The following is a 25,850-nucleotide window of genomic DNA, read 5'->3' as shown; positions in this document are numbered from 1 at the left end:
GCGGCGAACGGCCGTGACGTCTCAGGAGAACGAGGTCGCCAGTCCGCCGTCGACGGTCAGCACCTGGCCGGTCACGAAGCTTGAATCCTCGCAGGCCAGGTAGCGCACGGCGCGCGCGATGTCGTCGGGCGTGCCCAGCCGGCGCATCGGGGTCTGATCGATGCGGGACTGCATCTTCTCGGCGGAGACGACGGCGCGCACGCCTTCGGTGTCCACGGTTGAGGGCGCGATGGCGTTGACCCGCACGCCCACGGCGCCGAGCTCGGCCGCCGCCGAGCGGGTCAGGCCCGCCACCGCCGCCTTCACGCCGCAATAGAGCAGGGCGTTGGGAATCCCCAGGAGGGCGGAGACCGAGGCGATGTTGACGATCGACCCGCCGCCCGTGCGCTGCATGATCGGGGCGGCGGCCTGGATCCCCCAGACCACCGCCTTGAAGCCGACCCCCAGCATCCGCTCCATGGTCTCCTCGGTGATCGCGGCGATGGGCTCGTAGCGGTTCCACATGGCGTTGTTCACCAGGACGTCCAGCCGCCCGAATTGCGCAGCGGTCGCCTCGAGGGCGCCGCCCAGCGCCGCCCTGTCGGAGACGTCGGCGCCGATGGCCACGGCCTGGCCGCCGGCGGCCTTGATCGCCTCGACCGTGGCCTCGGCCCAATGGGCCTTGAGGTCCACCACCGCCACGGCGCAGCCCTCGGCGGCCAGCAGTTCGGCGGTGGCGCGCCCCAGACCGCGCGATGCGCCGGTCACCAGGGCCGAACGCCCGCTCAGTCGTCCGCTCATGGTCTTCCCCTCCGCGAATGTCGTCACGGTTATGAGCCGCGTGGACGCCGAGGGCGGATCGCCGCGAGGCGATCGGAACTTTATCGCCCATGTGAATTTCAGGACGTCGGCGTGAGGCGCTCGCCCGTCGCGAAGAAAAAGGCGCCGGCGGCCATGCGGACGCCGGCGCTTCGCGTACATCGAGCCAGCGCCGTGGGGCGTGGGCTCCCGCTCAGGCTTCCGGGGAGGAAGATGGGTAAGTCTAGCGACCCGGGGAGCTTCGGCGGTTACAGCCGCCCGGCGCGCGCGGAATAATCCATGCGGGATATTCGGCGACTGGGCGTCAGCCCAGCCCTTCGCCCCGGGCCGCGCATCGCAGGATGATCTCGCAGGGAGCGCCGGCGGTGTTGCGCTTGGCCTGAAGCTTCCGGAGCCCCTCGACGACCTGGTCGAGGCCAGTGCGGTCGGCCTGCAGCAGGGGCCCGCCCTTCCAGGCCGGAAAGCCCAGCATGACGGTCCAGATGGCGTCCAGCAGGGGGGCGGTGAGGTTGTCCTCGACCTGCAGCAATTCGGCCGCGCCATTGACCGCCGCCAGCAGGCACCGCTCGGCGATCACCTCGTCCGACATTGGCTGGCGGCAGATTCGCTGGAACGTGGCCGACGCCTGGATGATGCGGGCGACCTCGGGATCGAAGGTGAGGTGGCTGGAAGCTTCCGCGCGCCGGTACCAGCCCGGCGAGGATCCGCCATGACGGTGGGCGTCGGACATGAGGTCCAGGGTCGGGGAGTAGCAGAGCCAGGGATCGGCGGGGATCGCCCCATCCGCGGCGACCCCGAACAGGGCGGCCATGCCCAACCGGTCGGAGAGCGCGAACGGTCCCTCACTGAAGCCGAACGCCATGAGGCAGCGGTCGAGCTGGGACGGCGTCGCCCCCTCGTCGAGCATGTGGACGGCTTCGCGCAGCAGCGGCCAGCGCAGCCGGCGGGCCAGGACCTCGCGCGCGGCCTCCGCCCCCCAGCGCTCCAGGGTGGCCTTGCCCGCCGCGGCGTAGGCCAAGGCCTGGGCCTGATCGGTCTTGGCGAGGGCGGCCGCGGCCCTGGCCGTGTCGGCCATGGCCCGGCGGACCGGCAGGCGGGCGGCGGCCTCCAGGGCCTGCAGGGCGACGGACGGCGCGGTCTGGTCCGGCGCCTCGCGCCGTACGCGCAGCCGGACGCCGAAGAGGTCGGCCTTGTCGCTGTCGAGGACGATCGTGTCGGACCGGCAGGCACGCGCGTTGCCGACCCCGGAATGCGCCAGGTCGATCGCCGCGGCGACCACGTCGCGCCCGGCGATGGCGTCGATCAGTCCGGCTTCGAGCGCCGCGTCGGCGTCCAGGGTCGCGTTGAAGATCAGAAGGTCGCTCGCGCGCGTCATGCCAATCAGCCGCGGAAGGCGTTCGATCGCGCCGTGCGTGGGCAGGCGTCCCGCCCGCAGGTCCGGGAAGCTGAAGCGCCCGCCGCGCGCCGCGACCCGACCGGCGCAGGCGAGCGCGAGTTCGAGCCCGACGCCTATGGCGTCGCCGGCGATGGCCGCGATCACCGGCAGGGGCGAACCCGCCACGGCCTCGACCACGGCGCGGAAGTCCGGCGTCGCCAGGCCTGGCTTTTCGGCGAACAGGGCCGCGCCCTGAACGACAATCGCGGTCAGATCACCGCGCGCGGCCAGGTCGGTGAGGGAGGTGATGAAGAGTTGCTGCTCCTGCGCATCCCAAAGGCCAGGCGAGGGCAGCTCAAGGCGGATCACGGCGACGCTCGCGCGGATCTCGATGGTCGCGAACGGCAGGGCCTCGGGCGCCTGTGTCCGGCGGTGGAACGGCGCGCGGGCTTGGGCCAGGGCGTTCATCTGTCCACCGAGCGCGCGACCGGCCGGAAAATGCGCGCGGACGCCGGTGTCTTGGCCGTTCCCATCTCGTACCTCCCCATCCGGCTGTCTTGCTGCAGCACCACGTGATCCGCGGCGTTCGGATTCTGGATCGTTCAGGGCCGCCGAAGGCCGCCCTGCCTCTTGATCATCCTAGATTTTCGCCAGTCCAACCTGTGCCGCCGGAACGGCAACGACAACCCCGCGCGAGCCGGGGTGCGCCATTATCAGCTATGTGAATTCCGAGCCCCCGCCCGGCGGCCTGCCGCAACTGACGCCCGGCCCCGATAGCCTTCCCGAATTCGATCGACCTCCCGGGGGAAGCATGTTGGGCCTAATGCAGGACACGCCGCTGTTGCTGTCCTCGGTGATTGACTACGCGGCGCGCTATCACGGGGGCGTCGAGGTGGTGTCGAAGACCGAGGCGGGCCGGATCGAACGCTCGACCTATGCGGCGGTCGCGCGGCGGGCGCGGCGGTTGGCGGCGGCTCTGCGCGCGCTCGGCGTGCAGCCCGGCGAGCGGGTGGCCAGCCTGGCGGTCAATTCCGCCCGCCACCTGGAACTCTACTACGGCGCGACCGGGGCAGGGGCGATCCTCAACACCGTCAATCCGCGGCTGTTTCCAGAACAGATCGCCTACATCCTGGAGCATGCCGAGAACCGCTATGTGTTCCTCGACCCGGCCTTCATCGCTCTGATCGAGCCGTTCGCCGGCCAGATCCCGTCAATCCGGGGGTTCGTGCTGCTCTGCGAGCGCGAGGCCATGCCGGAGAGCAGCCTGGCCAACCTCATGTGCTTCGAGGACCTGATCGACGCCCAGCCCGACGACGCGCCTTGGACGCCGGTCGGCGAGCACGACGGCGCGATCCTCTGCTACACATCCGGCACCACCGGGTCGCCCAAGGGCGTGCTCTACAGCCATCGTTCGCTCGTGCTTCACGCCTTCTGCGCCACGGCGGCGGACGGCATGGGCCTGTCGAGCCGCGATAGCGTGCTGCTGGTGACGCCGCTGTTCCACGTCAACGCCTGGGGCGTACCGTTCTCGGCGGCGATGTGCGGCGCCAAGCTGGTGCTGCCGGGCGCCGCCCTGGACGGAGAGAGCCTCTACAACCTGCTGCGCGACGAGGCGTGCACCTTCTCACTGGGGGTGCCGACGGTCTGGCTCGGCTTCCTGGATTTCATTTCCGCGCATGGCGAGCGCCTGAACCTGTCGAGCCTGGCGCTGGAGCGCGTGCTCGTGGGCGGCTCGGCCGCGCCCCGCGCGCTGATCGAGAAGTTCGACTGGCTACTCGGGGTCTATGTCATCCATGCTTGGGGCATGACCGAGACCAGCCCCCTGGCAACGATCGGCACGCCGCTTCCCGAGCACGCCAAGCTGGAGCGCCAAGCCCGCTATGACATCCAAAGCCGCCAGGGGCGGGCGATCTACGGTGTCGAGCTCAGGATCATCGACGAGGCCGGGCAGGAACTGCCCGCCGACGGCGTCGCGACGGGTGAGTTGCAGGTGCGCGGGCCCTGGGTGTTGCGCCAGTACTACAAGGCCGACGAGCCCGCCGTGGACGCCGACGGCTGGTTCACGACAGGCGACGTGGCCCGCATGCTGCCGGACGGCTTCCTGCAGATCACCGACCGGTCGAAGGATGTGATCAAGTCAGGCGGGGAGTGGATATCGTCCATCGACCTGGAGAACGCCGCCATCGCCCATCCCGAGGTCCGCGAGGCCGCCGTGATCGGCGTGCCCCATCCCAAATGGCAGGAGCGGCCGCTGCTGTTGGTCGTGCCGCGGCCCGGAGCCGCGCCGGCCAAGGCGGACATCCTGCAGTTCTTGGCCAACCGGGTGGCGCGCTGGTGGCTGCCGGACGATGTGATCTTCGTGCCCGACCTGCCGCACACGGCGACAGGCAAGCTGCTCAAGACGGCGCTGCGTGAGACCTATCGCGACCACCTGTCGCGCGCCGACGTCAAGGTGAGCTGAGATGGCGTCGAGGGCGGTCATCGTCACGGGCGGCGCGGACGGCATCGGCTGGGCGATCGCGCGCAGGTTCGCCGCGGCCGGGGACAGGGTGCTGATCGCCGACCGCAACGGCGAGGCGGCCCTGGCCCGCGCCGCGAGCCTGGGGGAGGCGCATCTGGGGCTGGCGGTGGACGTCTCCGTGGAGGCCGACGTCAAGGCGATGGTCGCCGCCTGCCTGTCGGCCTTCGGCCGCGTCGACGTGCTGATCAACAACGCCGGCGTGATCGACGCTCAGGCCAAACCCGTGGTGGACCAGCCGCTGGACGAGTTCCGGGCGCTGATCGGCGTCAATGTGACCGGCGTCTTCATGGCGGCGCGGGAGGCGGGCCGGGTGATGCTGGCCCAGGGGCAGGGCGCGATCGTTAACCTGGCCTCGGGCGCCGGGGTGGCGGCGGTGCCGTTCCGCAACGGCTACGGGGCGAGCAAGGCCGCGGTGGCGTCGCTGACGCGGACCCTGGCCTGCGAGTGGGCCGGTCGCGGGGTTCGCGTCAACGCCGTCGCCCCCGGTTACACCCGCACCGACATGGTCGAGCGGCTGATCGCCAACGGCAAGGTCGATCCGGCCCTGGTCGAACGGCGGATCCCGCTCGGCCGGATGGGCGCGCCGGACGAGATCGCCGAGGCCGTCTTCTACCTGGCGTCGGACGAGGCGTCCTATGTCACCGGCGCCCTGTTGGTGGCCGACGGCGGCTTTCTGGCGTTCGGCGGCACGGGACAGGCCTCGACCCGTCCGGCGCCTCGGGTCCCGCCGCCGGGACCGCGCACCGTGGTGGTGACGGGCGGCGCCAGCGGCATAGGCCGGGCCATCGTCGAGCGGTTCGTCCGCGATGGGGACCGGTTGCTGGTAATCGACCGGGACGCGGCGGCGCTCGAGACGCTGGCCGCCGAGCTCGGCCCGCAGCATCTCGTCCGCCTGTGCGACGTCATGGACGAGGCCGGGATCGAGGCGGCCATGGATGAAGCCATGGTTCGTTGGGGGCGGATCGACGTGCTGGTCAACAACGCCGGGGTCGCCGACGTCTTCAAGCCGACGGTCGACCAGAGCGCGGCCGAGTTCCAGGCTGTGTTCGATGTCAACCTGACCGGCGCCTTCATCGCGGCCCGCGCGGCGGGGCGGCGCATGACGGATCGCGGCGGCGCGGCGATCGTCAATCTCGGCTCGATCGCCGGTCTGGCCGCCCTGCCGCAGCGCAATGCCTACTGCGCGGCCAAGGCGGGCGTGGGCATGTTGACCAAGAGCCTCGCCTGCGAGTGGGCCGAACGCGGAATCCGGGTCAACGCCGTGGCGCCGGGCTATATCGAGACCCCGGGTCTCCTGGCCTTGAGAGACAGCGGGGCACGGCGCTTCGCGGATGTGTTGAAGCGCACGCCGATGGGACGCCTGGGCCTGCCGCGCGAGGTGGCCGACCTGGTCGCCTTCCTGGCCGGCGACGCGGCCAGCTATGTCACGGGATCAGTGGTCAGCATCGACGGCGGGTGGCACGCGTTCGGTGACGCCGGCGACGCCAGCGACGGCTAGGGCAGGGCGTCCTGGGCCTGGTCTTCGTCGACCTCGGCTTCGGGGTCCGTCAGCTCCGATTCAGCCGCCGCCGAGGCCAGGTTTAGCTTGCGCTCGTACTCGGCGATGGCTTCACGCATGGTCGCGATGATCTCGCTGCGCTTGCGGGCGATCCGGCTGTTGAGGCCGCCTACCCCGAGCGTCAGCGGCATGCCGTGCGGGCTCTTGGGCAAGGGCATGGCCAGGCCCGCCGCGTCGGGGAAAGGGAAGGCCGCCAGCAGGCTGTAGCCCTCGCGCCGGATCCAGGCGAGCTGCTCGCTCAACTCGTCGATGTCGATCTTCTTCGAGCGACCCTGCTCGTAGGCGTTGATGTGGCGGATCAGCTTGTCGACCGCCTTGGGCGCCATGCCGCTCAGCAGCACCAGGCCGGCGGCCGAGTGCGTCAGCACCCTCATGCTGCCTTCCGAGGGGGGGACCTTGTAGGGGTGCGAAGGCTGCAGCACCCGGATGTGCTGGATGAAGATGTCGTTCTGCGACGAGAGCACCACGGTCTCGTTGGTCTTCTCGAAGACCGTCTGCATCAGGCCCAGAACGTCGCCGGCGCCGTAGAGATAGTGGTTGATCCAGTCGCCCAGCGCCGCCACGCGGGGGGTTGGGAAATAGGTGCGGGTCGGCCGGTCGTAGTTGAGGTAGCCCAGGACCACCATGCTCTTGAGCAGGGAAGTGGTGCTGGATTGTGGGTAGGACAGGCGCTCGAAGATGAACTTCAGCCGTAGGGGCGTGCGCTGTTCATGGAAAAGCTCCAGGACCTCGAGGGTCCGGGCGGCTGACTTGATCGGGTCCCGACGCATTTCCAACCCCAGTGCGACGACGTCCTCGTGGCGCGGCCTTCAGGCTCCGCATGTCCCAGGGAACTTGTCTGAAGGCTAGCGGTCCCCGGGGCGCGACGCGAGCCTGCTTCGAGCGCGCGAAATTCATATGGGATTTTTGAACGCCGCACGGCCGCGACCGTGTTCGCCCCCGGACGCGCGGATAGCTTCCCTCCCAAGCGCCGGACCTGGGCGCAGGCGCAGGAGAGGATGAGTTCATGGCATTGGTTCGTCTCGAGGTCGAAGATGGCGTCGCGGTCGTCACCCTCGACAATCCCCCCGTGAATTCCATGCCCATCGAGGCGGTCGAGGAAATGACCGCCATCTTCGACACCTTCAACGACCGCGATGATGTGCTCGCCGTGGTGCTGACCGGCGCGGGCAAGCAGTTCTGCGCGGGGGCTGATCTGAAGCCCGCGACCACCGGCGAGCCCGAGCAGGGCTACGAGTGGCGGCGCATGCGCAAGGTGCGCGAGATCAGCTACAGCATCATCGAGTGCAAGAAGCCGGTGATCGCCGCCGTGAACGGCGCCGCGCTCGGCGCCGGCCTTGGCCTCGTGGCCAGCTGCGACATCCTGGTGGCCTCTGAAAAGGCCGTGTTCGGCCTGCCCGAGATCGATGTCGGACTGATGGGCGGGGGCCGCCACGCCATGCGGATTCTGCCCCACTCGCTGGTCCGCCGGATGGTGCTCACCGGCTATCGCGCGCCGGCGCGTGAACTCTTCGATCGCGGGGTGCTCGAGGCCTGCCTGCCGCCTGAGGAGCTGATGCCCTACGCCATGGGCATCGCCCGGCAGATCGCCGCCAAGAGCCCGCTGGCCGTGGCCTACGCCAAGGACAGCCTGGCGGCCATCGAGAACATGACCCTGCGCGACGGCTATCGCTACGAGCAGGGCAACACCAATCGCCTGAAGAAGAGCGACGACGCCAAGGAGGCGGTGCGCGCCTTCGTGGAGAAGCGTCCCCCGGTGTTCACCGGGCGCTGAGCGCACCACCCACCGACTTGGGGGACCTGCCCATGGGCTGGAACTACGGCGATATTCTCGATGCGGTCGCGCGGGTTGTTCCGGCCGATCGCCCGGCCCTGATCTGGGGCGACGACGTCGTGACGTGGGCGGCCTTCGATCACCGGACCAACAACCTGGCCCGGACGATGATCGAGCATGGGCTGGCGCCGGACGACCGGGTGGCCATCCTGTGCCGCAATCACCCCGCTTATATCGAGGCGACGGTGGCGGCGCTGAAGTCGCGGACGGTCAGCGTCAACGTCAACTACCGCTATACCGCCGACGAGATCGTCTACGTCCTGGAGGATTGCGGCGCCTCGGCGCTGTTCTACCAGGACGGCCTGGACGCCACGATCGCCGAGCTGAAGGCCCGGCTGCCTGGCGTGCGTCTGTGGATCCGCATCGAGTCGGACCGCCAGGTCCGCGCCGCGGCGGAGGGCGAGCAATCCTTCGAGGCCTGGGCCCAGGCCGGCGACGGCGCGCCGCTCGACATCCGGCGCTCGCCCGACGACAGCTACCTGCTCTACACCGGCGGCACGACCGGGCGGCCCAAGGGCGTCCTGTGGCGTACGGGCGACGCGCGAAAGGTCCAACTCGAATCGCCGCTGATCGCCAAGCGGCCCGCCGACCTGGCCGAGCACTCGGCCATTGTGCGGGACAATCTCGCCCCCAGCCGCACCATCCCGGCCTGTCCGCTGATGCACGGCGCCGGCAGCAACGCGGTCATCGGCGAGCTGATGGCCGGCGGCGGAGCGGTCCTGCTGCCCTCGGACCGGTTTGACGCCGACGAGTTGTGGCGCGAGGTCGAGCGCACCGGGGTGACGCGGATCGCCATCGTCGGCGATGTCTTCGCCCGTCCCATGCTGCGCGCCCTGGAGGCGGCGCCGGGGCGCTACGAGCTGTCCAGCCTGAAGGTCATCTCATCGGCGGGCCTGATCTGGAGCGGTGAGGTCAAGGCGGGCCTGCTGGCGCACCTGCCGAAAGTGACCCTCGTCGACATCCTGGGCGCCTCGGAAGCGTCGGGCTTCGGCTACTCGGTGGCGACGGCCGACAATGTGCCGGCGACGGGCGTGTTCGCCCCGGGCGCAAAGACCGTGCTGATCGACGCCGATACGGGCGCCGTCCTTCCCAAGGGCGTCCCTGGCGAGGGCCTGCTGGCCCGCACCGAGCCCGTGGCGGCCGGCTATTATCGAGATCCGCAGAAAACCGCCGAGACCTATCGCATGATCGACGGGGTCCGGTACGCCGTGCCCGGTGACTTCGCGCGGCTCGACGCGGAAGGCCAGCTGGTCCTGATCGGTCGCGGAAACCTGTCCATCAACACCGGCGGCGAAAAGGTTTTCCCCGAGGAGGTGGAGGAGGCGCTCAAACTTCAGCCGGGCGTCGAGGACGCGCTGGTGGTGGGTGAGCCCGACCCCACCTGGGGCAAGTCGATCGTCGCGATCGTCAAGTCCACCTCGGCGTTCGACGAAGCGGCGGTTCGCGCCGGGCTGCAGAAGACCCTGGCGAACTACAAGCTGCCGCGGCGGTTCCTGCATGTCGAGGTCGTGCCCCGGCATGAGAGCGGCAAGGCCGACTACCGAACCGCGCAGGCGCTGATCGCGACGCCGACGCCGGTCGAAAACCTGTAGGTGCAGGGCGATGCGGGACCATGAATGCGCGCATCTTTCGAATATCGCGAATGAAATATCGGGCCGTCTCCAGGGGAAGGCGGCGGGGTTCGGAAGGCGATCGCCGATAGTTTTATTATCGAATGCGACGTCCTGAGGACGTCTGGTCAACGACAACATCGAGCTGCCTAAGGCGCTGCTCAAACTTGGGGGAAACAAGCATGCAAATATCTAACAATCGGGCGCGTGTGCTTTCGGCTGGCGTGTCGCTGCTGGCCGTCCTCGTGGCCATGCCGGCGCTCGGCCAGGAAGCTGCGCCGCAGGACGGCGACACCCTGATGAGCGAGCTGGTGGTGACCGCGCAGCGGCGCGAAGAGGCCCTGCAGGACGTGCCGATCGCGGTGTCGGCCTTCTCGCAGACCATGCTCGAGGCGCAGAAGATCGACGGCGGCGCCAACCTCCAGCGCGCCGTGCCGAACGTCACCTTCTCCAAGGGCTTCTATAGCGGTTACAACTTCCAGATCCGCGGCATCGGCACCAAGCAGACGGCGGTGACCGGCGACACCTCCACCGGCGTCCACCTGAACGGCGCTCCGCTCACCGAAAACCGCCTGTTCGAGGCCGAGTTCTTCGACGTCGAGCGCGTCGAGGTCCTGCGCGGCCCGCAGGGAACGCTCTACGGGCGCAACGCCACGGGCGGCGTGGTCAACGTCATCACCGCCAAGCCGACGAACAGCTTCGAGGCCGCCATCCGCGGGGAGATCGGCAATTTCGACACCCGCAAGGTGCGTGCGATGGTCAACATCCCGCTCATCGACGACACCCTGGCCCTGCGGGTCGCCGGCTCCTATCTCAGCCGTTCGGGGTTCGCGACCAACCTGACCACGGGCCACGACATCGACGGCCGCGACCTCTATTCGGTCCGCGCGAGCCTGGCGTTCACGCCGGTCGAGACCTTCAAGGCCAATCTTGTCTGGCAGCACTTCGAGGAGGATGACGATCGCCTGCGCACTGGCAAGGGCCTGTGCACTCGCGACAACGGCCCCTCGTCAGTCGGCGGCGTGGCGGTCACCAACAATGTGGTGCGCGGCTTCCTCAGCCAGGGCTGCACCAACGGCTCGATCTATGCCGACGCCGCCAACGGAACGCCCAACTCGTTGTCCACCCTGTTCGGCCTGCTGGCCTATCGGGGCGGTCTGGCCAGCGGGGATCTCAGCGCCAACAGGCGCCAGGTCGCCGACCTGAGCACGGTCGAGTCGGCCGTCGATCCGAGCTACTACGCCAAGGAGGACGTGCTTGAGCTCAGCGCCGCCTGGGACATCACGCCGACCCTGCAGTTCAACCTGCTGACCTCGTACTACAAGGGCGAGTACAACTCCGAACAGGACATGTACCGCTTCGGCTTCCCGACGGCGTTCAACGCCACGGCGACGGCGCCGGGCGGGGTGGTGAACGATCCGCAGCTCGGGCCAGCGAACACGCTGCAGGTCTACGATTCCAACCAGCATCCGTCCGAGCAGTGGACCCAGGAGGTGCGGCTGTCGTCGTCGTTCGAGGGGCCGTTGAACTTCAGCATCGGCGCCAACTACGTCGACTACGAGACGATCCAGTCCTTCTACATCCTGTCGAACGCCCTCACGAACTTCGCGCGGGTGGCGAACGGAGGGGCGACCTGCGCGCTGGGCGCCACCAACTGCATCTACATCAACCCGAACCCGGAGCCGAACCCCAGCGGGCACGGCAACTATCTGAGCTATCAGCCCTACACACTGGATTCCAAGGCGGCCTTCGGCGAGATCTACTGGGAGGCGACCGACGCCCTGAAGGTCACCGGCGGCCTGCGCTACACCAAGGACACCAAGACCCTCTACAGCTATCCGGTGAAGCTCCTGACGCCCGGCTCGGGTCTGACCCCCGGAGCGCCGGCATCGTACACGGCCGAGTTCAGCGAGATGACCGGCCGGGTCGGGGTGGACTGGAAGCCGGACCTGTCGTTCACCGACAGCACCCTGCTCTACGCCTTCTATTCGCGTGGCTATAAAGGCGGCGGTCCCAACAATATCGGCGCCGGCGGGATCGGGGCTCCGCGGCCGATCTACGACCCGGAGTTCGTCAACGCCTACGAAGTCGGCATGAAGAACACGCTGCTGGACGGGACCCTGATCCTCAACCTCACGGGCTTCTACTACGACTACAAGGGCTATCAGATCTCGAAATTCGTGAACCGGATCTCGGTCACCGAGAACATCGACGCCATCGTCACCGGCTTCGAGGTCGAGGGCATTTGGGAGCCGGTGAACAATCTGCGGTTCAACGTCAATGCGGGCTTCCTCAACACCGAGGTCCAGAACGGCTCGTCCATCGACCCGGTCAACCGCACGCAGGGCAATCCGAGCCTGACCCTGGTCAAGGCCTCGAGCATGGCCGGGTGCGTCGCCCCGACCGCGGCCCTGGGCAATCTCCTGGCGATCATCCAGCAGCAGCCCGGCGCTGCGACCGTGGCGGGCGTCTCGGGCAATCCGCTGGCTCTGCTCGGCGTCTGCTCGGGGACCTTCGCCTCGCTCGGCGTCGTCCCGGCCGAGGGCGTCGCGGCCAAGCTGTCGGGCAAGGAACTGCCCAATGCGCCGCCCTGGACGGTGTCGCTGGGCGCCCAGTACACGTGGAACCTGCCCTCCGGTTGGGACGCCACCCTGCGCGCCGACTACTACCGCCAGGGGGAGTCCTTCTCCCGGGTCTACAACACCACGGTCGACCGCCTCGAAGGCTGGGAGAACGGGAACATCTCAATCCAGGCGAAGAACGAGGCCATGGGCCTGGAGATCGAGGCCTATGTGAAGAACGTCTTCAACGACCGGCCGATCACCGACACCTTCTTCGTCGATGAAGCCATGGGTCTGCTGCAGAACGCCTTCATCCTCGACCCCCGGACCTACGGCGTCTCGATCAGCAAGCGGTTCTGATCAGACGGGGTTCGCCTCCCCGGCGGCGGCCTTCCGGCCGCCGCCGCCCGGCCTGAGATCCTGAACGCCGATCGTCCGCCGCATGGCTGCTCGCCTCCGAGTTCGCCCAGCGCCGATGTTCCTTGGGACAGAGACCATGCACCAACGCGTCGCAGCCGCCGGCGGGATCGCTCGGGACGTCACGCCGGGCTACCGGCGCTATGTCCTCATCGTGCTGATGCTCGCCTATGCGTTCAACATGCTCGACCGGCAGATCGTCACCATCCTGGCCGAGCCGATCAAGCACGACCTCAAGCTCGCCGACTGGCAGGTCGGCGCGGTCACGGGCCTGGCCTTCGCACTGTTCTACACCGTGCTCGGGATTCCCGTGGCGAGGCTGGCCGATCGCGCCAATCGGGTGGCCATCATCGCCGGCTCGCTCGCCATCTGGAGCGGCTTCACCATTGCGTGCGGCTTCGCCCGCGGCTTTCCGGAGCTTCTCCTGATGCGGATGGGCGTGGCCACTGGGGAGGCGGGCTGCACGCCGCCGGCCCATTCGCTGATCACCGAGTACGCCCCAAAGGAAAAGCGGGCCTCCGCGCTCGCCTTCTATTCCCTAGGCATTCCGCTGGGATCGCTCCTGGGCCTGACCATGGGCGGACTTCTGGCCGACAGCCTGGGTTGGCGGACGGCTTTCGTGCTGGCCGGCGCGCCGGGGCTGCTGCTGGCGGCCGTCATCGCACTGACCCTGAAGGAGCCGCGTCGCGGCGCGGCCAAGGCCAGCGCCCCGACGCCTTCCTTGAGCCTGCGCGATGCGATGGCGGAGCTACGCGCCAAGCGTTCCTTCTGGCTGGTGGCGGTGGCGGGCGGCTTCTCCTCGTTCGTCTTCTACGGACACTCGGCCTTCTACGGCTCCTTCTTCCTGCGCACGCATGGCGAGGCGCTCGGCCGGCTCGGCGAGCAGAGCGGGCTCGGTCCGATCGGCTTCCTGGGTGTCGCCCTCGGTCTCCTAGTCGGCGCGGGGTCGGGCGCCGGGACCTATCTAGGCGGCGTGCTGGCCGATCGCGCGGCGAGGAGGGATATCAGCGGCTATGCCCGGCTGCCGGCCCTGGCGACCCTCTTCGGCGCGCCGGCCTTCGCCCTCGTCATGGCGCCGGCCTCCCTTGAGCTGTCACTGGCCCTCGTGCTGCCGGCGGTGCTCGCCAACGGCCTGACCTTCGGGCCGGCCTTCGCCGCCGTGCAGAGCGTCGTGCGCCCCGAGGTGCGCGCGACGGCGGCCGCAGTGCTTCTGTTCCTCGTCAACATCATTGGCCTCGGCCTGGGGCCCCTGACGATCGGCGTCCTGAGCGATCTCCTGGCGCAGCACCTCGGCGCCGAGGCCGGCCTTCGGTGGTCCATGGCGCTGATGGCTTCGATGATGCTGGTCGCCGCCTGCCTGTTCGGCCTGGCCGCGCGGACCATCCGCCAGGACGAGGTCGGCTAGCCCGTCCAAACGCCGCAATTCAGTGGAGGCCCGATGCCGGCCGCGGACACCCTCTTCCGAACTTACGATGTCGCGGGCCTGCGGTTGCCCAACCGCGTGGTCATGGCGCCGATGACCCGGTCGCGATCGCCAGGCGGCGTGCCGGGCCCGGACGTCGCGGCCTATTACGCGCGCCGCGCGCGCGCCGGCGTCGGGCTGATCATCACGGAAGGCACGGTGGTGGAGCGCCCTGGATCGGGGGATGATCCCAACGTGCCCAGGTTCTGGGGCGAGGCGGCGATGACCGGTTGGGCCGAGGTCGTTTCGGCCGTGCACGCGGAGGGCGGACGGATCATGCCGCAGCTGTGGCATGTGGGCGCCACCCAGGGCCGTCGGTCGCAATGGGCGCCCGACGCGCAGGTGGAGAGCCCGTCGGGCCTGATGTCGCCAGACGCGCCGTTCGGACGGGCCATGAGCGAGGGCGACATCGCCGACACCATCGGGGCCTTCGCTGCGGCGGCGCGCCGGGCCGCCGACCTGGGTTTCGACGGTGTCGAGATCCATGCCGCCCACGGTTATCTCATCGACCAGTTCTTCTGGGCCGGGACGAACCGGCGGACGGACCGCTATGGGGGCGCCACGCTCGCGGAGCGCACTCGGTTCGCCACCGAGATCGTCCAGGCGATCCGCCGCGAGGTGGGTCAGGCCCTGCCAATCTCCCTGCGCGTCTCACAATGGAAACAGCAGGACTACGCCGCCCGCTTGGCCGACGGGCCGCGCGAATTCGCCGCCATGCTGGAGCCGCTGTGCGACGCGGGTGTGGACATCATTCACTGCTCGCAAAGGCGCTTCTGGGAGCCGGCCTTCGAGGGTTCGGATCTGAACCTGGCGGGGTGGGCGCGCCGCCTGACCGGCCGGACCGCCATGACGGTGGGATCGGTCGGCCTGTCCGGCGACTTCATCACCGGCTTTGGAGGCGGGACATCGGCGCCGACCTCCATCGACCAGCTCCTCGAACGGCTGGCGCGCGACGAGTTCGACCTGGTGGCCGTCGGGCGCGCCCTGCTTAGCGATCCGCATTGGCTGGAGAACATCGCAGAAGGGCGCGGCGACCGACTGCGGGCGTTCGATATCAGCAAGCTCGACGAGCTCCATTGATGGACGACTTGGCGAGATTGATCATCGAGCGGGCGTGCGAGCGCCTTTTGGCGGACTATTTCCGCCTGTTGACGTCTCGCGACGGGGAGGCGGTGGCGTCGCTGTTCGCCGTGGATGCCGAGGTCGTGCGGAGCGGATCGCTTCCCTTCAAGCTGAGGGGCCGGTCGGAGATTGTCGACTTCGTAAAGTCGATCCCGGAGCAGGGCCTCAGGCTCTATGTGGCGCTCGACGCCCATCGACGCCGATACGGCGCAGGGCGGCTGCCTGGGCGTGGTGATCGCGAGCGAGGAGGGACCAGGAACGGCGACGCCGGTCGGCCGCGCCACTGGAGTCGTCAGATACAACGACTTATTTCGCCGCGGCTCGGGCGGCTGGTGTTTCAAACGGCGTGCAATCACGCCTCTGATGGCGTTGCCATAGACCCTGCGGCCCACACGATCATGCAGACCTATCCAGAACCGGGGGAGACCCATGACCAACACCGACAAGCTGCAGGAACTCTGGGATCGAGAGATGATCCGAGACTGCATCTATCGCTACTGCCGCGGGATCGACCGCAAGGACGAGGCGGCCCTGCGCTCAGCCTACTGGCCGGACGCCACCGACAATCACGGCGCCTACCAGGGCAGCGCTGAGGGCTTCATCGCCTGGGCCCTGAAGACCCTGCCGACGATCGAGAGGGGCATCCATCAGATCCACAACATCCTTATCGAATGCAAGCCGGGCGGCGCGGCCGTCGAGTCCTATTTCACCGCCCTGCAGCGTCAGACCGAGAACGGGGCCCTCGTGCAGTGGGACATGGCCGGCCGCTATGTCGACTGGTTCGAAAAGCGCGGCGACGAGTGGCGGGTGGCCCGCCGTCTGGTGGTGTTCGACTGGGTCGAGCAGATGCCCCTGCCGCCGGGAACGGAAGCCGAGCGCTTCGGCCGACGCCAACCGATCGGCGGCTCATGGCCGGACGATCCGATCTATGCGCTGATCGGCCGACCCAATACACCCTAGACTTGACCTATCCCGGCGACGGGGGCTGGGTCATTGGCGACGAAGCCACGTGGTCGGGCGGCGATAAAGATGACAAAAGCGCGTCGCGCTCCGCCCCACTCTCGTCGATCCAAGATGCGACTGGAGGCTCTTCCGCCATCTAAGGTTCGTCATGACTCAGGTGCTCGACATCGCCGGCGCCAGCGGCGCCACTTACCGGTTCCGGCGTCATCAGGAGCGCGAGGAGCTCCCGGCCACGGCGGGGAACGTGATCTACGTCCGGCGAGATGACGCTAGCTGGGCTCTGATCTGCTGCGCTGAGATCGACAGCCTCCGCGAGGCATTTCGCGGCTGGAAGGTAGCGCAGACTGTCCACCGCGCCACGGACGTCTTCATTCGTCTGAATGTCAGCCGAGCGAAGCGTCACGAGGAGTGCCTCGATATCGCCGAGAAACACGAACCCCCGATGCGGACGCTCGAGACGAATCTCTAGGGGGCGAAGCGCCGGCTTGCGCACTGCGTCTCGGCCTCGATGTGGCGGTGTCTCCGGCCGCTTTCGCCTCAACACGCCGCGAGGGCTCTGATGTCAGTGGTCGCGAGTTTGCCGTTCCAAACGCCGTTCTAATGTCGACGCTTGACTATCTCCCGAAAGGGTCGGCCTTAATTCTCGGAATTCTAAGAGAATTTTTGTGGGTGCGGTAGGATTTGAACCTGCGACCCGCTGATTGAGAGCGGGTCCTCCCGGCAGTTCGGACCGCGCCGCCAGGCCCCATGCTTGAGGCCCAGGAAGGTCGTCTGGGCTGTCGATCGGCGCGGGACTATGTCGCCGCGGCGCCGCGAACGGTCACCAGAATCCGGTTGCCGGCGCCGTGCTCATCACTCAGCGCCACCGCGTCGAAGCCGCCCAGGCCGAGGGCGCCTTGAAACGTCCGCCAGTCGGGTCCGCCATGAAGCCACGGGGTCACGTTGACGACGGCCATGCCTCTGGGACGAAGCACCCTCGCCACCGCCCGCCAGAAGGACTGGGACAAATAGGCCTTGGGCGTCTCGATAGAGTCCTGGAAATCGATGAGGACGCCGTCGAAGGAGGTCGCCGCGGCCCACTCGACGTAGGCCGCGGCGTCGCTGACAACCACATCGAGGCAGGGCGGGGCCCGAAAGAAGAGCTGCGCCAGCGGCTTGGCGCAGGGATCGCAGTCCACAGCGAACACATCCACGCCAGCTCGGTGCAGCATGGTCGAGGCCGCGCCGCCGCCATAGCCCAGCACGAGCGCCTGGCGAACCTTCTCCTGCAGCAGGACATCCACCGCAGCGTTCACATGCGGCGCGAGGTTGTGGCCGCGGGCGTCGATCAGCGTCTGCAGCACCCCGTCTTTCACATAGCCGACGGCGCGATCGGACCGGCGCAGGATGACCGCCACTTCGCCGCCAGCCGTCTGGACGCTTCGAAGCGGGATCATGCGACCGCCGTCGTGGCGGCGCGGGCCGTGGCGAAGTCCGGTGCGAACCCGACCTTCTCCAGGACGTGGGCCTCCACCGTGCGCAGGAGATTGGTCCGCACGCTGTCACGGGCGCCGCAGACGACGATCTCGGCGCCGTCCTGGATGGCGCGGCGAAGGAACGACGAAAGGGCGGCGGCTCCGGTCGGATCGATCAGCGGAACCTCCTCGAACCTCAGGATGTAGCGCCGGCTGCGGCCGCCGATCTGGTCAAGGGCGTCCTTCAGCACGCTGGTGCTGCCGAAGAACAAGGGACCCCTGAAGGTGATCACCGCGGTATCGTGGGGCAAACCCTCATGGGGTTCGTAGGCCGGCTCGTCCGCGCGGTTGAAGTCGTCCCGGTCGCCGTCGATGAGGGCCGGGCCGCCGCCCTCCACGGTGGAGAGCTGGCTCATGCGATGCATGAACACGAAGGCGGCCAGCACCATGCCGACCTCGATGGCCAGCGTCAGATCCACGACGACCGTCAGCCCGAAGGTCAGCAGCAAGACGGCCCGGTCGCCGTTGGATGTGCCGAGCAGCAGCCGGAAGCGTTGCAGCTCGGCCATATTGATCGCGACCACCACCAGGATGGCCGCCAGGGCCGCCAGCGGCACATACTTGGCCAGGGGCGAGAGCAGCAGCATGAAGAGCAGCAGGAAGGCCGCGTGCAGCATGCCGGCCACCGGAGAGTGGGCGCCGGAGCGGATATTGGTCGCGGTGCGCGCGATGGCGCCGGTCGCCGGCAGGCCGCCGAAAGCGGCCGAAGCGATGTTGGCGATCCCCTGGGCCACCAGCTCGATATTGGAGCGATGCCGCCGACCCGTCATCTGATCGGCGACGACGGCCGACAGCAGCGACTCGACACCGGCGAGCAACGCGATGGTGAGGGCGCTCGGTAGGACATCGCGCGCCTTCGTCCATGACCAGAACGTGAGGTTCGGCGGGGGCAGGGTGGAGGATACGCCCCCGAACCGCGTGCCGATCGTCTCGACCGGTAAGGCCAGCAGGGTGACCGCCACCGCCGCGGCGACCGTCACCACGAGGAAGCCCGGAATCTTCGGCGCCAAGCGCCGCAACGTCATGATCGCGACGAAACAGATGACCGCAAGGGTCAGGGTGGGAAGGCTCAGGCTGGCGCGCGCACCCCAGAGCGCCTGCAGCTTGGGAATGATGTCGGCGGGGACGCGCTCGATCGAGAGGCCGAAGATGTCCTTCAGCTGGCTGACCAGGATGATGGTGGCGATGCCGGTCGTGAACCCGGTCGTGACCGGATCGGGAATGTACTTGATCAGGGTCCCGATGCGAAGGAGCCCCGCGGCGATCAGGATGAGGCCCGCCATCGTCGTGGCGATCAGCAGACCATCGTATCCGTGCTTGGCGATCACGCCATAGACCACGACGACAAAGGCTCCGGTCGGTCCGCCAATCTGGAATCGGCTGCCGCCGAGGAATGAGATCAGGAAGCCGGCGACCACCGCGGTGATCAGGCCGCGCTCCGGCGTGGTTCCCGACGCGATGGCCAGCGCCATGGCCAGCGGCATGGCGATGATCGCCACCGTCAGGCCGGCGACGACATCGCCGCGGAACGGCGCCAGGCCGTAGCCCTGGCGCAGGACCGTCACGGTCTTGGGAATGAACAGGCGCCAGTCATGCGACATCAGCCGGACGCCTCTTTTCGGACCGGGCGATCATTCGCACGCCTCGCCAGGCGACGGCGCTTGCGGACCTGCTGGGCGACGAGGGCCGCCTCGAAAGACCGCAGCACCGCCAGCGTATGAAGTCCCATGGGCGCCACATTTAATGGGCGAGGGGCGTCAACGCCGGCCGCGCTGACCGCGCCTGCCGGTAGACCGCGCGCAGCGCGCCGCGCAGGGCGGGCTTGGCGGCCACGAAGCGGATGTATCGCGAGAGCCGGCTTGGCTCGAAGGGTTTGACGAGCACATGGGCCTCCGACGGAAGGTCGTGCGTCTCCTGAGGCGCGGGCGTGACCACGATCTGGATCTGGGGCGCCAGCGCCCTGGCCTGCCGGGCCATATCGTAGGTCACCACGCCGCCGCCTTGGGGGGAAATGACGAGAATGTCCGCCGACAGGCCCTGTTCGATCGCTGCGAGGGCGGGGCCGCCGTCCTCGTACTCAACGACACGCATGCCGTCGTGCCGAAGTCCGGCGGCGAGCCGGCCGCGAAGTTCGCCGTCGCTCTCCACCAGAACGATGGTCGGTCGGTCGCAGACGACGTTCAGCGGCATGGCGGACTCTCGGATGAGGGGCGCGAACAGGATGACCTTGAGTCCGCAATTTCACCACAGCAAACTGATGTGTCAAGCATCATGAAGAACGTATTTTGGATCAACATATTGTCTTGAAATTACCCTCAAGGCGTTCGGAATATCATTCCGGTCCATCTGGCGTGCTTCCGCAGAACGGCCTACGGAAAATCGTGAATCTTGGCCATTCACATATCGCGAACGATATGTAAGACATCATGGGAGACATGGAGGCGGTGCGGATGGCGACGCTCGACCTCCCAGCAATGGTGGTTGCCGGTTGGACTGCGCGACGGATCTCGCCCGCCTGAGGCGATCGCTCACCCTGTTCGAAGGGGAGTCGCTGCTGGAGGGATGGGCGGCTGAGCGCGTGACGTCGGGAGTTGGTCGCCTTGGACTGGTGATGTTGACCAGCTGGCGGCTGATCTTCATCGATGACGCGGAGCAACTCTCAGCGATCCCGATCGGGAAGATCGACGAGGTGGTCACGGTGTCCGCGACGCGCTTGGCGATACGCGCCTGGTACGACCGCATGGATCTGGTCTTTGATGGTCCGGCCGCGGCGGGCGCGGTGCTCAATCTCCTGCGTCAGGATCCGAAATTTGCCGCACGCGAAGTCGGGCGCATGTGCGACTTGATGATGCATTGCGCATCATTATAGATACGAAAATGATCACGGGCTCACAGATGAAGGCGGCGCGCGCGCTGCTCGGTATTGACCAGAAGGAGCTGGCGCGGCTGGCGAACGTGTCGCTGCCCACCATCCAACGGATGGAGGCAAGCGACGGAATTGTGCGCGCGGTCGTCGACAGCCTCGAGAAAGTGGTCAACGCCATCAATGCGGCCGGCGTGGAGCTGATCGCCAGCGGCGCGCGGAGCGAAGGCGAGGGGCGGGGCGTGCGGCTCCTGGAACGCAAGTAGTTCGACGAGGCGACCCGCGCGGGCCCCCGGCTCAACGACCGGGCTTTGCGTGGCAGACCACTAGGGTGTTGCCGACATCTTCCGCCAACACGGGGACCAGCCGGGGCGTCAGGCCCGCCAATCGCAGCGCCCTGGCGATCCATTGGGCCGGCCATGACGCCGTGCAGTCAGCCACGTTCCAGACGATCAGGCCGCCGGGCGAGAGCACGTTAGCGAGCAACTGCCCGATGTCGGTGGTCAGCATGGCGTCCGGAATCTCCGTGCCGCTGAAGACGTCGATCGCGACGGCGTCCCACCGCCGTTCCGTCGAGCGCAGGAAGGTCAGGGCGTCGGCGTGGATGCACTCGACCTCGGTCGGGAGATGGAACCAGCGGCGCGCGATTTCGAAAGCCGTCGGCCAGTTGTCGACAGCGGTGACCTTCGCGCCCCGTCGGCTGAGCTGGGTCGCCAGGGCCCCGCCCGCCGTCCCCAGCAGGAGGAGATTTTCGCGACCCTTGAGCGCGGCCTCCATGGCCGAAACATATTCCAGGAGATTGACGCCCTCAGCGTCCACGTGGGTGTAGAGCGCGCCGTCCTCGAAATAGAAGCGAGATCCGTCATGGATCGCCTCGAAGACGCGCACCTTCCTGTCCGCATCATCGCATTGGACAAGCACCCTCATAGCGCCGGCTTCCCTGAGACCGCAGGCTACGTTCGCCGGGGCGACGAGAAGGTGAACCTAGGAATCGTCGGAAAGCATATCACCGATGATGGCATGAACATCAATCATGATGTGAAACGCCCCTCGCTCGGCCTTGGACGCAAACGCGCGCTCGCCACCGTCGAGATCGCCGTGCGGGGCTCCCTTGCTTCAGGCGGCGGCCTCGAAGGCATGCAGCCGCGCGGTCTTGACGATGGTCAAAACCGGGCGGCTGGCGGGCGCGTAGAGTTAACCATTCTCGCCGACACCGCCGGTTAGCGGACGGGGACATGATCATGCCCGATGCAGTCGCCGACGCGGGCGCCACCGACGCCCGCCAAGGCCCAACACCCCCCACCGGCCGCAGCAGCCTCTGCGACGACTGCCGCCTCATCGAGGAGGCCAATCATCGGATCGCCAACCACCTGTCCATGCTGGCCGCCTTCGCGCGCCTGAAAGCCATCGAGATGGCCCGCCAGTCCCCCGCCGAGCCCACAGGTGAATCCGTCCAGCTGTTCCTTGAGAGCATCCGGACTCAGATCGAGGCGATCGCCCGGCTGCATCGGTCGCTGGCCGCGAACGGACGGCGCACATCCGCCGACCTCAGCGAACATCTGCACGAGGTTTGCGCGCCGCTGGCGTCTCTCCTGACCGGCAGGATCGAACTGGTCGAGGACTTCGCACCCGGATGCCGGGCGCCGACCGACCAGATCCTTCCGCTCACCCAGATTGTTTCCGAGGCGATCACCAATGCCGTCAAGCATGCCTATGCCCCAGGGCAGGCGGGCAAGATCCTGGTTCGGAGCCGCCAACCGCGGCTCGGTGCGCTGGTCATCGAAATCGCCGATAATGGACCGGGTCTGCCAGTCGCGGTTGATGCGGCCTCGGGCGGCGGGCTGGGCCTGCGGCTGATGCGCGCGCTCGGCAAGCAGCTTGGCGCGCGCATCGAGTTCAGGTCCCAGGACGCCGGTCTGACCGTTCGGGTCACGCTCCCGCCGGCGGCCAACCTGGCTTGATCGCGGCCCGCGGCCCAGGCGCGGCGGTCCGGGTGCGCGCTTGGCCGTCCTTGTGATTTCGATCAAGGGCGTCGGGCCGTGCGGGTGAGAGGAAGGACGCCCAAGGAGCCCTCCAATGTCTCTCCACGACAAGCCGGCCGCCGCCCCGGGCCTGGGCGCCGACGCTGTGCGCCACCTTGGCGCGCGCGACCTCCCGGCCTCGCGGGTCGAGTTGGACGTGGCCAGCCTTCTCGTTGTGGCCGCCGAGCCGCTTCGAGGACTGAGCGAAGAGCAGGCCGCGCAGCGGCTGCTCCAGGACGGCGCCAATGAGCTTCCGCGCGCCGCCGGGCGAGGGCTCCTGCGGATCGCCGTCGAAACCATGCGCGAGCCCATGTTCATCCTGCTCATGGTCGCCGCCGTCCTCTACCTGGCTTTGGGCGACCTCGGCGAGGGCCTGTTCATCCTGGCCGGGGCGCTGGCCACGATCGGCCTGGTTATCTTGCAGGAGGCGCGCAGCGAACGGGCGATGGCGGCCCTGCGCGACCTGGCGCAACCCTTCGCGCGGGTGATCCGCGGCGGCGCCGAGCGACGGATTCCGGCCCGCGAACTGGTGGTTGGCGACATCATTCTGGTGGGAGAGGGCGAGCGGCTGCCGGCCGACGGCCTCTTGGTGGCGGGGGACATGCTTGGGGTCGATGAATCGGCGCTGACCGGTGAGTCCGCGCCGGTGTCGAAGCGATGGATGGAGGCCGGCGAGGCGTTCACCGGCGATGCGGCGCCCGGCGCGGAGCTAGGCCCGCACCTGTTCGCCGGCGCGCTAGTGGTGCGAGGGCAGGGCGTGGCGCAGGTCACCCGGACAGGCGGAGATACGGAGTTGGGCCGCATCGGCGCCTCGCTCGCCGCTATCGGCCAGGAACCCACGCCCCTGCAGCGCAAGGCCGGCCGGCTCGTCGGTCTGCTCGGTTTGCTGGCGCTCGGCTACTGCGTTCTGGTGGCGGTCGCCTACGGGCTGATCCGCGAGGATTGGGCGGGCGGCGTGCTGGCCGGCGTTACCGCGGCCATCGCGCTGGTCCCGGAAGAGTTCCCGATGGTGCTGGCCGTCTTCCTTGCTCTGGGCGCCTGGAGGTTAGCGACCCACAGAGTGCTGGTCCGCCGAAGCGCGGTGATCGAGACACTGGGTGGGGCCACCGTGCTCTGCGTGGACAAGACCGGCACGCTCACCGAGAACCGGATGGAGGTCGCGCGCCTCTGGACCGAGGCTGGCGACGTCGCGATCCAGGACTCTGGGGCCCTGGCGGACGAAACGGCTCAACTGCTGCAGCTGGCCGGCCTGGCCTCGGCCGTCCGCCCGGTCGATCCCATGGACCGGGCGATCCGCGAACGCCTGCGCGGGGCCTCCACCGAGCCTGGACTTGAAGCCTTCGAACCCGAACGTTGCTGGCCGCTCCGGCCCGACCGGATGGCGGTCATCCAGGCTTGGCGGAAAGACGGCGCGATGCGGCTTGCCGCGGCCAAGGGCGCGCCGGAAGCGATCTTCCGCCTCTGCAGGCTGTCCGACCGCGAGGTGAGGCGTCTCCATGATGTGGTCGACGACTTCGCCCGCCAGGGCTTGCGGGTGCTGGGCGTCGCCTCCTCGCAGGCCGAGGGCGCCTTTCCCGACGATCCCCAATCGGCTGAATTCCAGTTCGCCGGCCTGGTCGGCTTCCTCGACCCGGTCCGCGCCGACGTACCCGGCGCCTTGCGCGAGGCGCACGCCGCCGGGATTGCGGTGGTGATGATCACCGGCGACCATCCGGCCACCGCTCGGGCGATCGCCGAGACCGCCGGGATCGACACCTCCGCGGGCGTGATCACGGGCCCCGAGGTCGCTGCGATGTCGACGCCCATGCTCCGCGAGCGGCTTCGGACCGCGCGGGTCTTCGCCCGTATGATTCCGGAGCAGAAGCTCCGGCTCGTGGAGGCGCTCAAGGCCAACGGCGAGGTCGTCGCCATGACCGGCGACGGGGTCAACGACGCCCCGGCGCTGGAGGCGGCCCATATCGGCGTCGCCATGGGGAAAAGGGGGACCGACGTCGCCCGCGAGGCCGCCGATCTCGTGCTGCTGGACGACAGCTTCGCTGCGATCGTCGGCGGGGTGCGCCTCGGCCGGCGCATCTTCATCAACCTGCGCAAGGCGCTGACCTATGTCACCGCCATCCATGTGCCAATCGCCGGCCTGGCTCTGGGGCCGATCGTCCTGGGCATGCCGCCGCTGCTGTTCCCAATGCACGTGGTGTTGCTGGAGCTGGTCATCGATCCGGTGTGCGCCCTGGTCTTCGAAGGCGAGCCCAGCGAGGCCGACGCCATGACTCGTCCGCCGCGACGCCCGGACGAGGCGCTGTTTGGGCCCGCTCAACTCGCCCTGGCTCTGGTCCAGGGCGGCGGGGTCCTCTTGGGCGTGTTCGGCGTCTACGCCTGGGCTCTGGAAGCCTATTCCGAACCGCAAGCTCGAGGGGCGGCTTTCATCGCCCTTGTCGGCGGCAACCTCGTGCTCGCGCTCGCCGATGCGGTGCCGGTCGGCGGGCGGCTCCTGGCGACGCATCGCTGGGCCTACTGGTCGATCGCCGCGGCCGCCTCAAGCGTCCTTGCCCTCGTCCTGGCCGTCCCGGCCCTGGCCAAGGTGTTCGGCATGGCGCTTCCGGATGCTCGGCTGCTGGCGATGGCCCTGCTGGTCGCCGTGGTGAGCGGCGGCTGGCTGGCCCTTATGCTTCGTTTGCGAACCCTCAGCCCGTCGGGTCAGGGGGAGACGCGTTCGACGCGCCACTCGTCGACGACCCGCACCAAGACCCGGCGACCGGGCGGGGTGGCGTAGTCGATCACCGAGACGATCTGCGGCCGGGCCTCCAGCACCGCCACATTCGCCGAGCTGGGGTGGGGAGTGAATGCGGCCTCGGCGGGACGGCTCCAGATCAGCTTGTTGAGCTGTTCAATCCGATCGGGCTCGAGGACCTCGCTGACGCGCGCGGCCATGGAAAGGCCGCGAACCGGAGCCTCTCGGCCGGCCCCGCCGCCGATGGCGATGGACACCCGCGAGTCGCGGCTGATGTTGGCGAACTTCTGGCTGTCGCGGGCCACCACGAAATAGAGGGCCCGACCCTGCCGCAGGTAGTTCACCACCGTGACCTGAGGCCAGCCATCGGGGCGATTGACGCCGATGCTCATCAGCCGGTTCTCGTCCAGGATCTCGATGATCAGGCGTTGAATTTCGTGTTCGTCGGCGCCGTCGATCTCGACGGGTGGGTGGGCGTCTTTCGCGGTCATGTTCGCCTCCCT

22 protein-coding genes and 1 pseudogene are annotated in these 25,850 nt (G+C 68.4%); 15 read left to right on the top strand and 8 right to left on the bottom strand.

Features of this window, described 5'->3' with window-relative positions; genetic code table 11:
• Positions 1-21 precede the first annotated feature (21 nt).
• Complete coding sequence (locus tag Q8Q77_RS02000) at positions 22-780, bottom strand: SDR family NAD(P)-dependent oxidoreductase (protein ID WP_305580647.1); 759 nt, start codon at positions 778-780, stop codon at positions 22-24.
• 322 nt (positions 781-1,102) lie between these two features.
• Positions 1,103-2,641 carry an enoyl-CoA hydratase/isomerase family protein gene (locus tag Q8Q77_RS01995; RefSeq protein WP_305580645.1) on the bottom strand — a complete coding sequence of 513 codons (1,539 nt, stop codon included), beginning with the start codon at positions 2,639-2,641 and terminating at the stop codon, positions 1,103-1,105.
• 343 nt (positions 2,642-2,984) lie between these two features.
• Between Q8Q77_RS01995 and Q8Q77_RS01990 the strand changes: the two genes are divergently transcribed.
• Positions 2,985-4,634, top strand: coding sequence for a long-chain fatty acid--CoA ligase (locus Q8Q77_RS01990; protein ID WP_305580643.1), 1,650 nt, complete (start codon positions 2,985-2,987; stop codon positions 4,632-4,634).
• Position 4,635: 1 nt separating this feature from the next.
• Positions 4,636-6,192, top strand: a complete 1,557-nt coding sequence (locus Q8Q77_RS01985) for a glucose 1-dehydrogenase (protein ID WP_305580641.1) — start codon at positions 4,636-4,638, stop codon at positions 6,190-6,192.
• Here the strand turns inward: Q8Q77_RS01985 and Q8Q77_RS01980 are convergent.
• A complete protein-coding gene (locus Q8Q77_RS01980) occupies positions 6,189-7,022 on the bottom strand; it encodes an IclR family transcriptional regulator (RefSeq protein WP_305580639.1) in 834 nt (277 codons plus the stop codon). The genes Q8Q77_RS01985 and Q8Q77_RS01980 overlap by 4 nt on opposite strands.
• Before the next feature lie 236 nt (positions 7,023-7,258).
• On the opposite strand from Q8Q77_RS01980, the gene Q8Q77_RS01975 reads away from it, so the two are divergent.
• The 8 genes and pseudogenes from Q8Q77_RS01975 (at position 7,259) to Q8Q77_RS01945 (ending at position 16,690) form a co-directional block, all read left to right on the top strand.
• Positions 7,259-8,026, top strand: a complete 768-nt coding sequence (locus Q8Q77_RS01975) for an enoyl-CoA hydratase/isomerase family protein (protein WP_305580636.1) — start codon at positions 7,259-7,261, stop codon at positions 8,024-8,026.
• 32 nt (positions 8,027-8,058) lie between these two features.
• The gene (locus Q8Q77_RS01970) at positions 8,059-9,678 is read left to right on the top strand and encodes an acyl-CoA synthetase (protein WP_305580634.1); all 1,620 of its coding nucleotides are present in this window, start codon (positions 8,059-8,061) and stop codon (positions 9,676-9,678) included.
• A gap of 200 nt (positions 9,679-9,878) precedes the next feature.
• Positions 9,879-12,617: a TonB-dependent receptor gene (locus Q8Q77_RS01965; protein WP_305580632.1), complete on the top strand. Its 2,739-nt coding sequence runs from the start codon at positions 9,879-9,881 to the stop codon at positions 12,615-12,617.
• Between the two features lie 136 nt (positions 12,618-12,753).
• Positions 12,754-14,079, top strand: a complete 1,326-nt coding sequence (locus Q8Q77_RS01960) for an MFS transporter (protein ID WP_305580630.1) — start codon at positions 12,754-12,756, stop codon at positions 14,077-14,079.
• 33 nt (positions 14,080-14,112) lie between these two features.
• Positions 14,113-15,216: an NADH:flavin oxidoreductase gene (locus tag Q8Q77_RS01955; protein ID WP_305580628.1), complete on the top strand. Its 1,104-nt coding sequence runs from the start codon at positions 14,113-14,115 to the stop codon at positions 15,214-15,216.
• Positions 15,216-15,395 (top strand): annotated as a pseudogene (locus Q8Q77_RS20685) (nuclear transport factor 2 family protein); the annotation flags it as partial. The gene Q8Q77_RS01955 and the pseudogene Q8Q77_RS20685, both read left to right, overlap by 1 nt.
• 292 nt (positions 15,396-15,687) lie before the next feature.
• Entirely contained in the window at positions 15,688-16,218 is a 531-nt protein-coding gene (locus Q8Q77_RS01950; protein ID WP_305580626.1) for a nuclear transport factor 2 family protein, read from the top strand.
• Between the two features lie 151 nt (positions 16,219-16,369).
• Positions 16,370-16,690: a hypothetical protein gene (locus tag Q8Q77_RS01945; RefSeq protein WP_305580624.1), complete on the top strand. Its 321-nt coding sequence runs from the start codon at positions 16,370-16,372 to the stop codon at positions 16,688-16,690.
• Between the two features lie 325 nt (positions 16,691-17,015).
• Here the strand turns inward: Q8Q77_RS01945 and Q8Q77_RS01940 are convergent, their stop codons facing one another.
• The 3 genes from Q8Q77_RS01940 to Q8Q77_RS01930 form a co-directional block, all read right to left on the bottom strand.
• Entirely contained in the window at positions 17,016-17,657 is a 642-nt protein-coding gene (locus tag Q8Q77_RS01940) for a methyltransferase domain-containing protein (protein WP_305580622.1), read from the bottom strand.
• Positions 17,654-19,336, bottom strand: a complete 1,683-nt coding sequence (locus Q8Q77_RS01935) for a SulP family inorganic anion transporter (RefSeq protein ID WP_305580620.1) — start codon at positions 19,334-19,336, stop codon at positions 17,654-17,656. Before Q8Q77_RS01935 ends, Q8Q77_RS01940 begins: the two co-directional genes overlap by 4 nt.
• 139 nt (positions 19,337-19,475) lie before the next feature.
• On the bottom strand, positions 19,476-19,925 hold the full coding sequence (locus tag Q8Q77_RS01930) for a hypothetical protein (RefSeq protein ID WP_305580618.1): 450 nt from the start codon (positions 19,923-19,925) through the stop codon (positions 19,476-19,478).
• 298 nt (positions 19,926-20,223) lie between these two features.
• Here Q8Q77_RS01930 and Q8Q77_RS01925 point away from each other — a divergent pair, with 298 nt between their 5' ends.
• Positions 20,224-20,604, top strand: a complete 381-nt coding sequence (locus tag Q8Q77_RS01925) for a hypothetical protein (RefSeq protein WP_305580616.1) — start codon at positions 20,224-20,226, stop codon at positions 20,602-20,604.
• Positions 20,605-20,612: 8 nt separating this feature from the next.
• A complete protein-coding gene (locus Q8Q77_RS01920; protein ID WP_254836598.1) occupies positions 20,613-20,864 on the top strand; it encodes a helix-turn-helix domain-containing protein in 252 nt (83 codons plus the stop codon).
• Between the two features lie 31 nt (positions 20,865-20,895).
• Here the strand turns inward: Q8Q77_RS01920 and Q8Q77_RS01915 are convergent, their stop codons facing one another.
• Positions 20,896-21,486 carry a spermidine synthase gene (locus Q8Q77_RS01915; RefSeq protein ID WP_305580612.1) on the bottom strand — a complete coding sequence of 197 codons (591 nt, stop codon included), beginning with the start codon at positions 21,484-21,486 and terminating at the stop codon, positions 20,896-20,898.
• On the opposite strand from Q8Q77_RS01915, the gene Q8Q77_RS01910 reads away from it, so the two are divergent.
• From Q8Q77_RS01910 to Q8Q77_RS01900, 3 genes are all read left to right on the top strand, one after another.
• Complete coding sequence (locus Q8Q77_RS01910; RefSeq protein ID WP_305580610.1) at positions 21,463-21,822, top strand: hypothetical protein; 360 nt, start codon at positions 21,463-21,465, stop codon at positions 21,820-21,822. The genes Q8Q77_RS01915 and Q8Q77_RS01910 overlap by 24 nt on opposite strands.
• Positions 21,823-21,833: 11 nt before the next feature.
• On the top strand, positions 21,834-22,559 hold the full coding sequence (locus Q8Q77_RS01905; RefSeq protein ID WP_305580608.1) for a sensor histidine kinase: 726 nt from the start codon (positions 21,834-21,836) through the stop codon (positions 22,557-22,559).
• 115 nt (positions 22,560-22,674) lie between these two features.
• Positions 22,675-25,389, top strand: coding sequence for a cation-translocating P-type ATPase (locus tag Q8Q77_RS01900; protein WP_305580606.1), 2,715 nt, complete (start codon positions 22,675-22,677; stop codon positions 25,387-25,389).
• Here the strand turns inward: Q8Q77_RS01900 and Q8Q77_RS01895 are convergent.
• The gene (locus Q8Q77_RS01895) at positions 25,314-25,838 is read right to left on the bottom strand and encodes a pyridoxamine 5'-phosphate oxidase family protein (RefSeq protein ID WP_305580604.1); all 525 of its coding nucleotides are present in this window, start codon (positions 25,836-25,838) and stop codon (positions 25,314-25,316) included. The two genes, Q8Q77_RS01900 and Q8Q77_RS01895, sit on opposite strands and share 76 nt — an antisense overlap.
• Positions 25,839-25,850 lie beyond the last annotated feature (12 nt).

Source organism: Phenylobacterium sp. (genome assembly GCF_030698145.1).
GTDB lineage: Bacteria > Pseudomonadota > Alphaproteobacteria > Caulobacterales > Caulobacteraceae > Phenylobacterium.
This window is presented reverse-complemented; position numbering and strand designations above follow the sequence as displayed.

Bases quoted from the DNA above. Each gene is read 5' to 3' on its own strand.
- Q8Q77_RS02000 (WP_305580647.1), bottom strand. From the start codon at position 780: ATGAGCGGACGACTGAGCGGGCGTTCGGCCCTGGTGACCGGCGCATCG.
- Q8Q77_RS01995 (WP_305580645.1), bottom strand. From the start codon at position 2,641: ATGAACGCCCTGGCCCAAGCCCGCGCGCCGTTCCACCGCCGGACACAG.
- Q8Q77_RS01990 (WP_305580643.1), top strand. From the start codon at position 2,985: ATGTTGGGCCTAATGCAGGACACGCCGCTGTTGCTGTCCTCGGTGATT.
- Q8Q77_RS01985 (WP_305580641.1), top strand. From the start codon at position 4,636: ATGGCGTCGAGGGCGGTCATCGTCACGGGCGGCGCGGACGGCATCGGC.
- Q8Q77_RS01980 (WP_305580639.1), bottom strand. From the start codon at position 7,022: ATGCGTCGGGACCCGATCAAGTCAGCCGCCCGGACCCTCGAGGTCCTG.
- Q8Q77_RS01975 (WP_305580636.1), top strand. From the start codon at position 7,259: ATGGCATTGGTTCGTCTCGAGGTCGAAGATGGCGTCGCGGTCGTCACC.
- Q8Q77_RS01970 (WP_305580634.1), top strand. From the start codon at position 8,059: ATGGGCTGGAACTACGGCGATATTCTCGATGCGGTCGCGCGGGTTGTT.
- Q8Q77_RS01965 (WP_305580632.1), top strand. From the start codon at position 9,879: ATGCAAATATCTAACAATCGGGCGCGTGTGCTTTCGGCTGGCGTGTCG.
- Q8Q77_RS01960 (WP_305580630.1), top strand. From the start codon at position 12,754: ATGCACCAACGCGTCGCAGCCGCCGGCGGGATCGCTCGGGACGTCACG.
- Q8Q77_RS01955 (WP_305580628.1), top strand. From the start codon at position 14,113: ATGCCGGCCGCGGACACCCTCTTCCGAACTTACGATGTCGCGGGCCTG.
- Q8Q77_RS01950 (WP_305580626.1), top strand. From the start codon at position 15,688: ATGACCAACACCGACAAGCTGCAGGAACTCTGGGATCGAGAGATGATC.
- Q8Q77_RS01945 (WP_305580624.1), top strand. From the start codon at position 16,370: ATGACTCAGGTGCTCGACATCGCCGGCGCCAGCGGCGCCACTTACCGG.
- Q8Q77_RS01940 (WP_305580622.1), bottom strand. From the start codon at position 17,657: ATGATCCCGCTTCGAAGCGTCCAGACGGCTGGCGGCGAAGTGGCGGTC.
- Q8Q77_RS01935 (WP_305580620.1), bottom strand. From the start codon at position 19,336: ATGTCGCATGACTGGCGCCTGTTCATTCCCAAGACCGTGACGGTCCTG.
- Q8Q77_RS01930 (WP_305580618.1), bottom strand. From the start codon at position 19,925: ATGCCGCTGAACGTCGTCTGCGACCGACCGACCATCGTTCTGGTGGAG.
- Q8Q77_RS01920 (WP_254836598.1), top strand. From the start codon at position 20,613: ATGATCACGGGCTCACAGATGAAGGCGGCGCGCGCGCTGCTCGGTATT.
- Q8Q77_RS01910 (WP_305580610.1), top strand. From the start codon at position 21,463: ATGGATCGCCTCGAAGACGCGCACCTTCCTGTCCGCATCATCGCATTG.
- Q8Q77_RS01905 (WP_305580608.1), top strand. From the start codon at position 21,834: ATGATCATGCCCGATGCAGTCGCCGACGCGGGCGCCACCGACGCCCGC.
- Q8Q77_RS01900 (WP_305580606.1), top strand. From the start codon at position 22,675: ATGTCTCTCCACGACAAGCCGGCCGCCGCCCCGGGCCTGGGCGCCGAC.
- Q8Q77_RS01895 (WP_305580604.1), bottom strand. From the start codon at position 25,838: ATGACCGCGAAAGACGCCCACCCACCCGTCGAGATCGACGGCGCCGAC.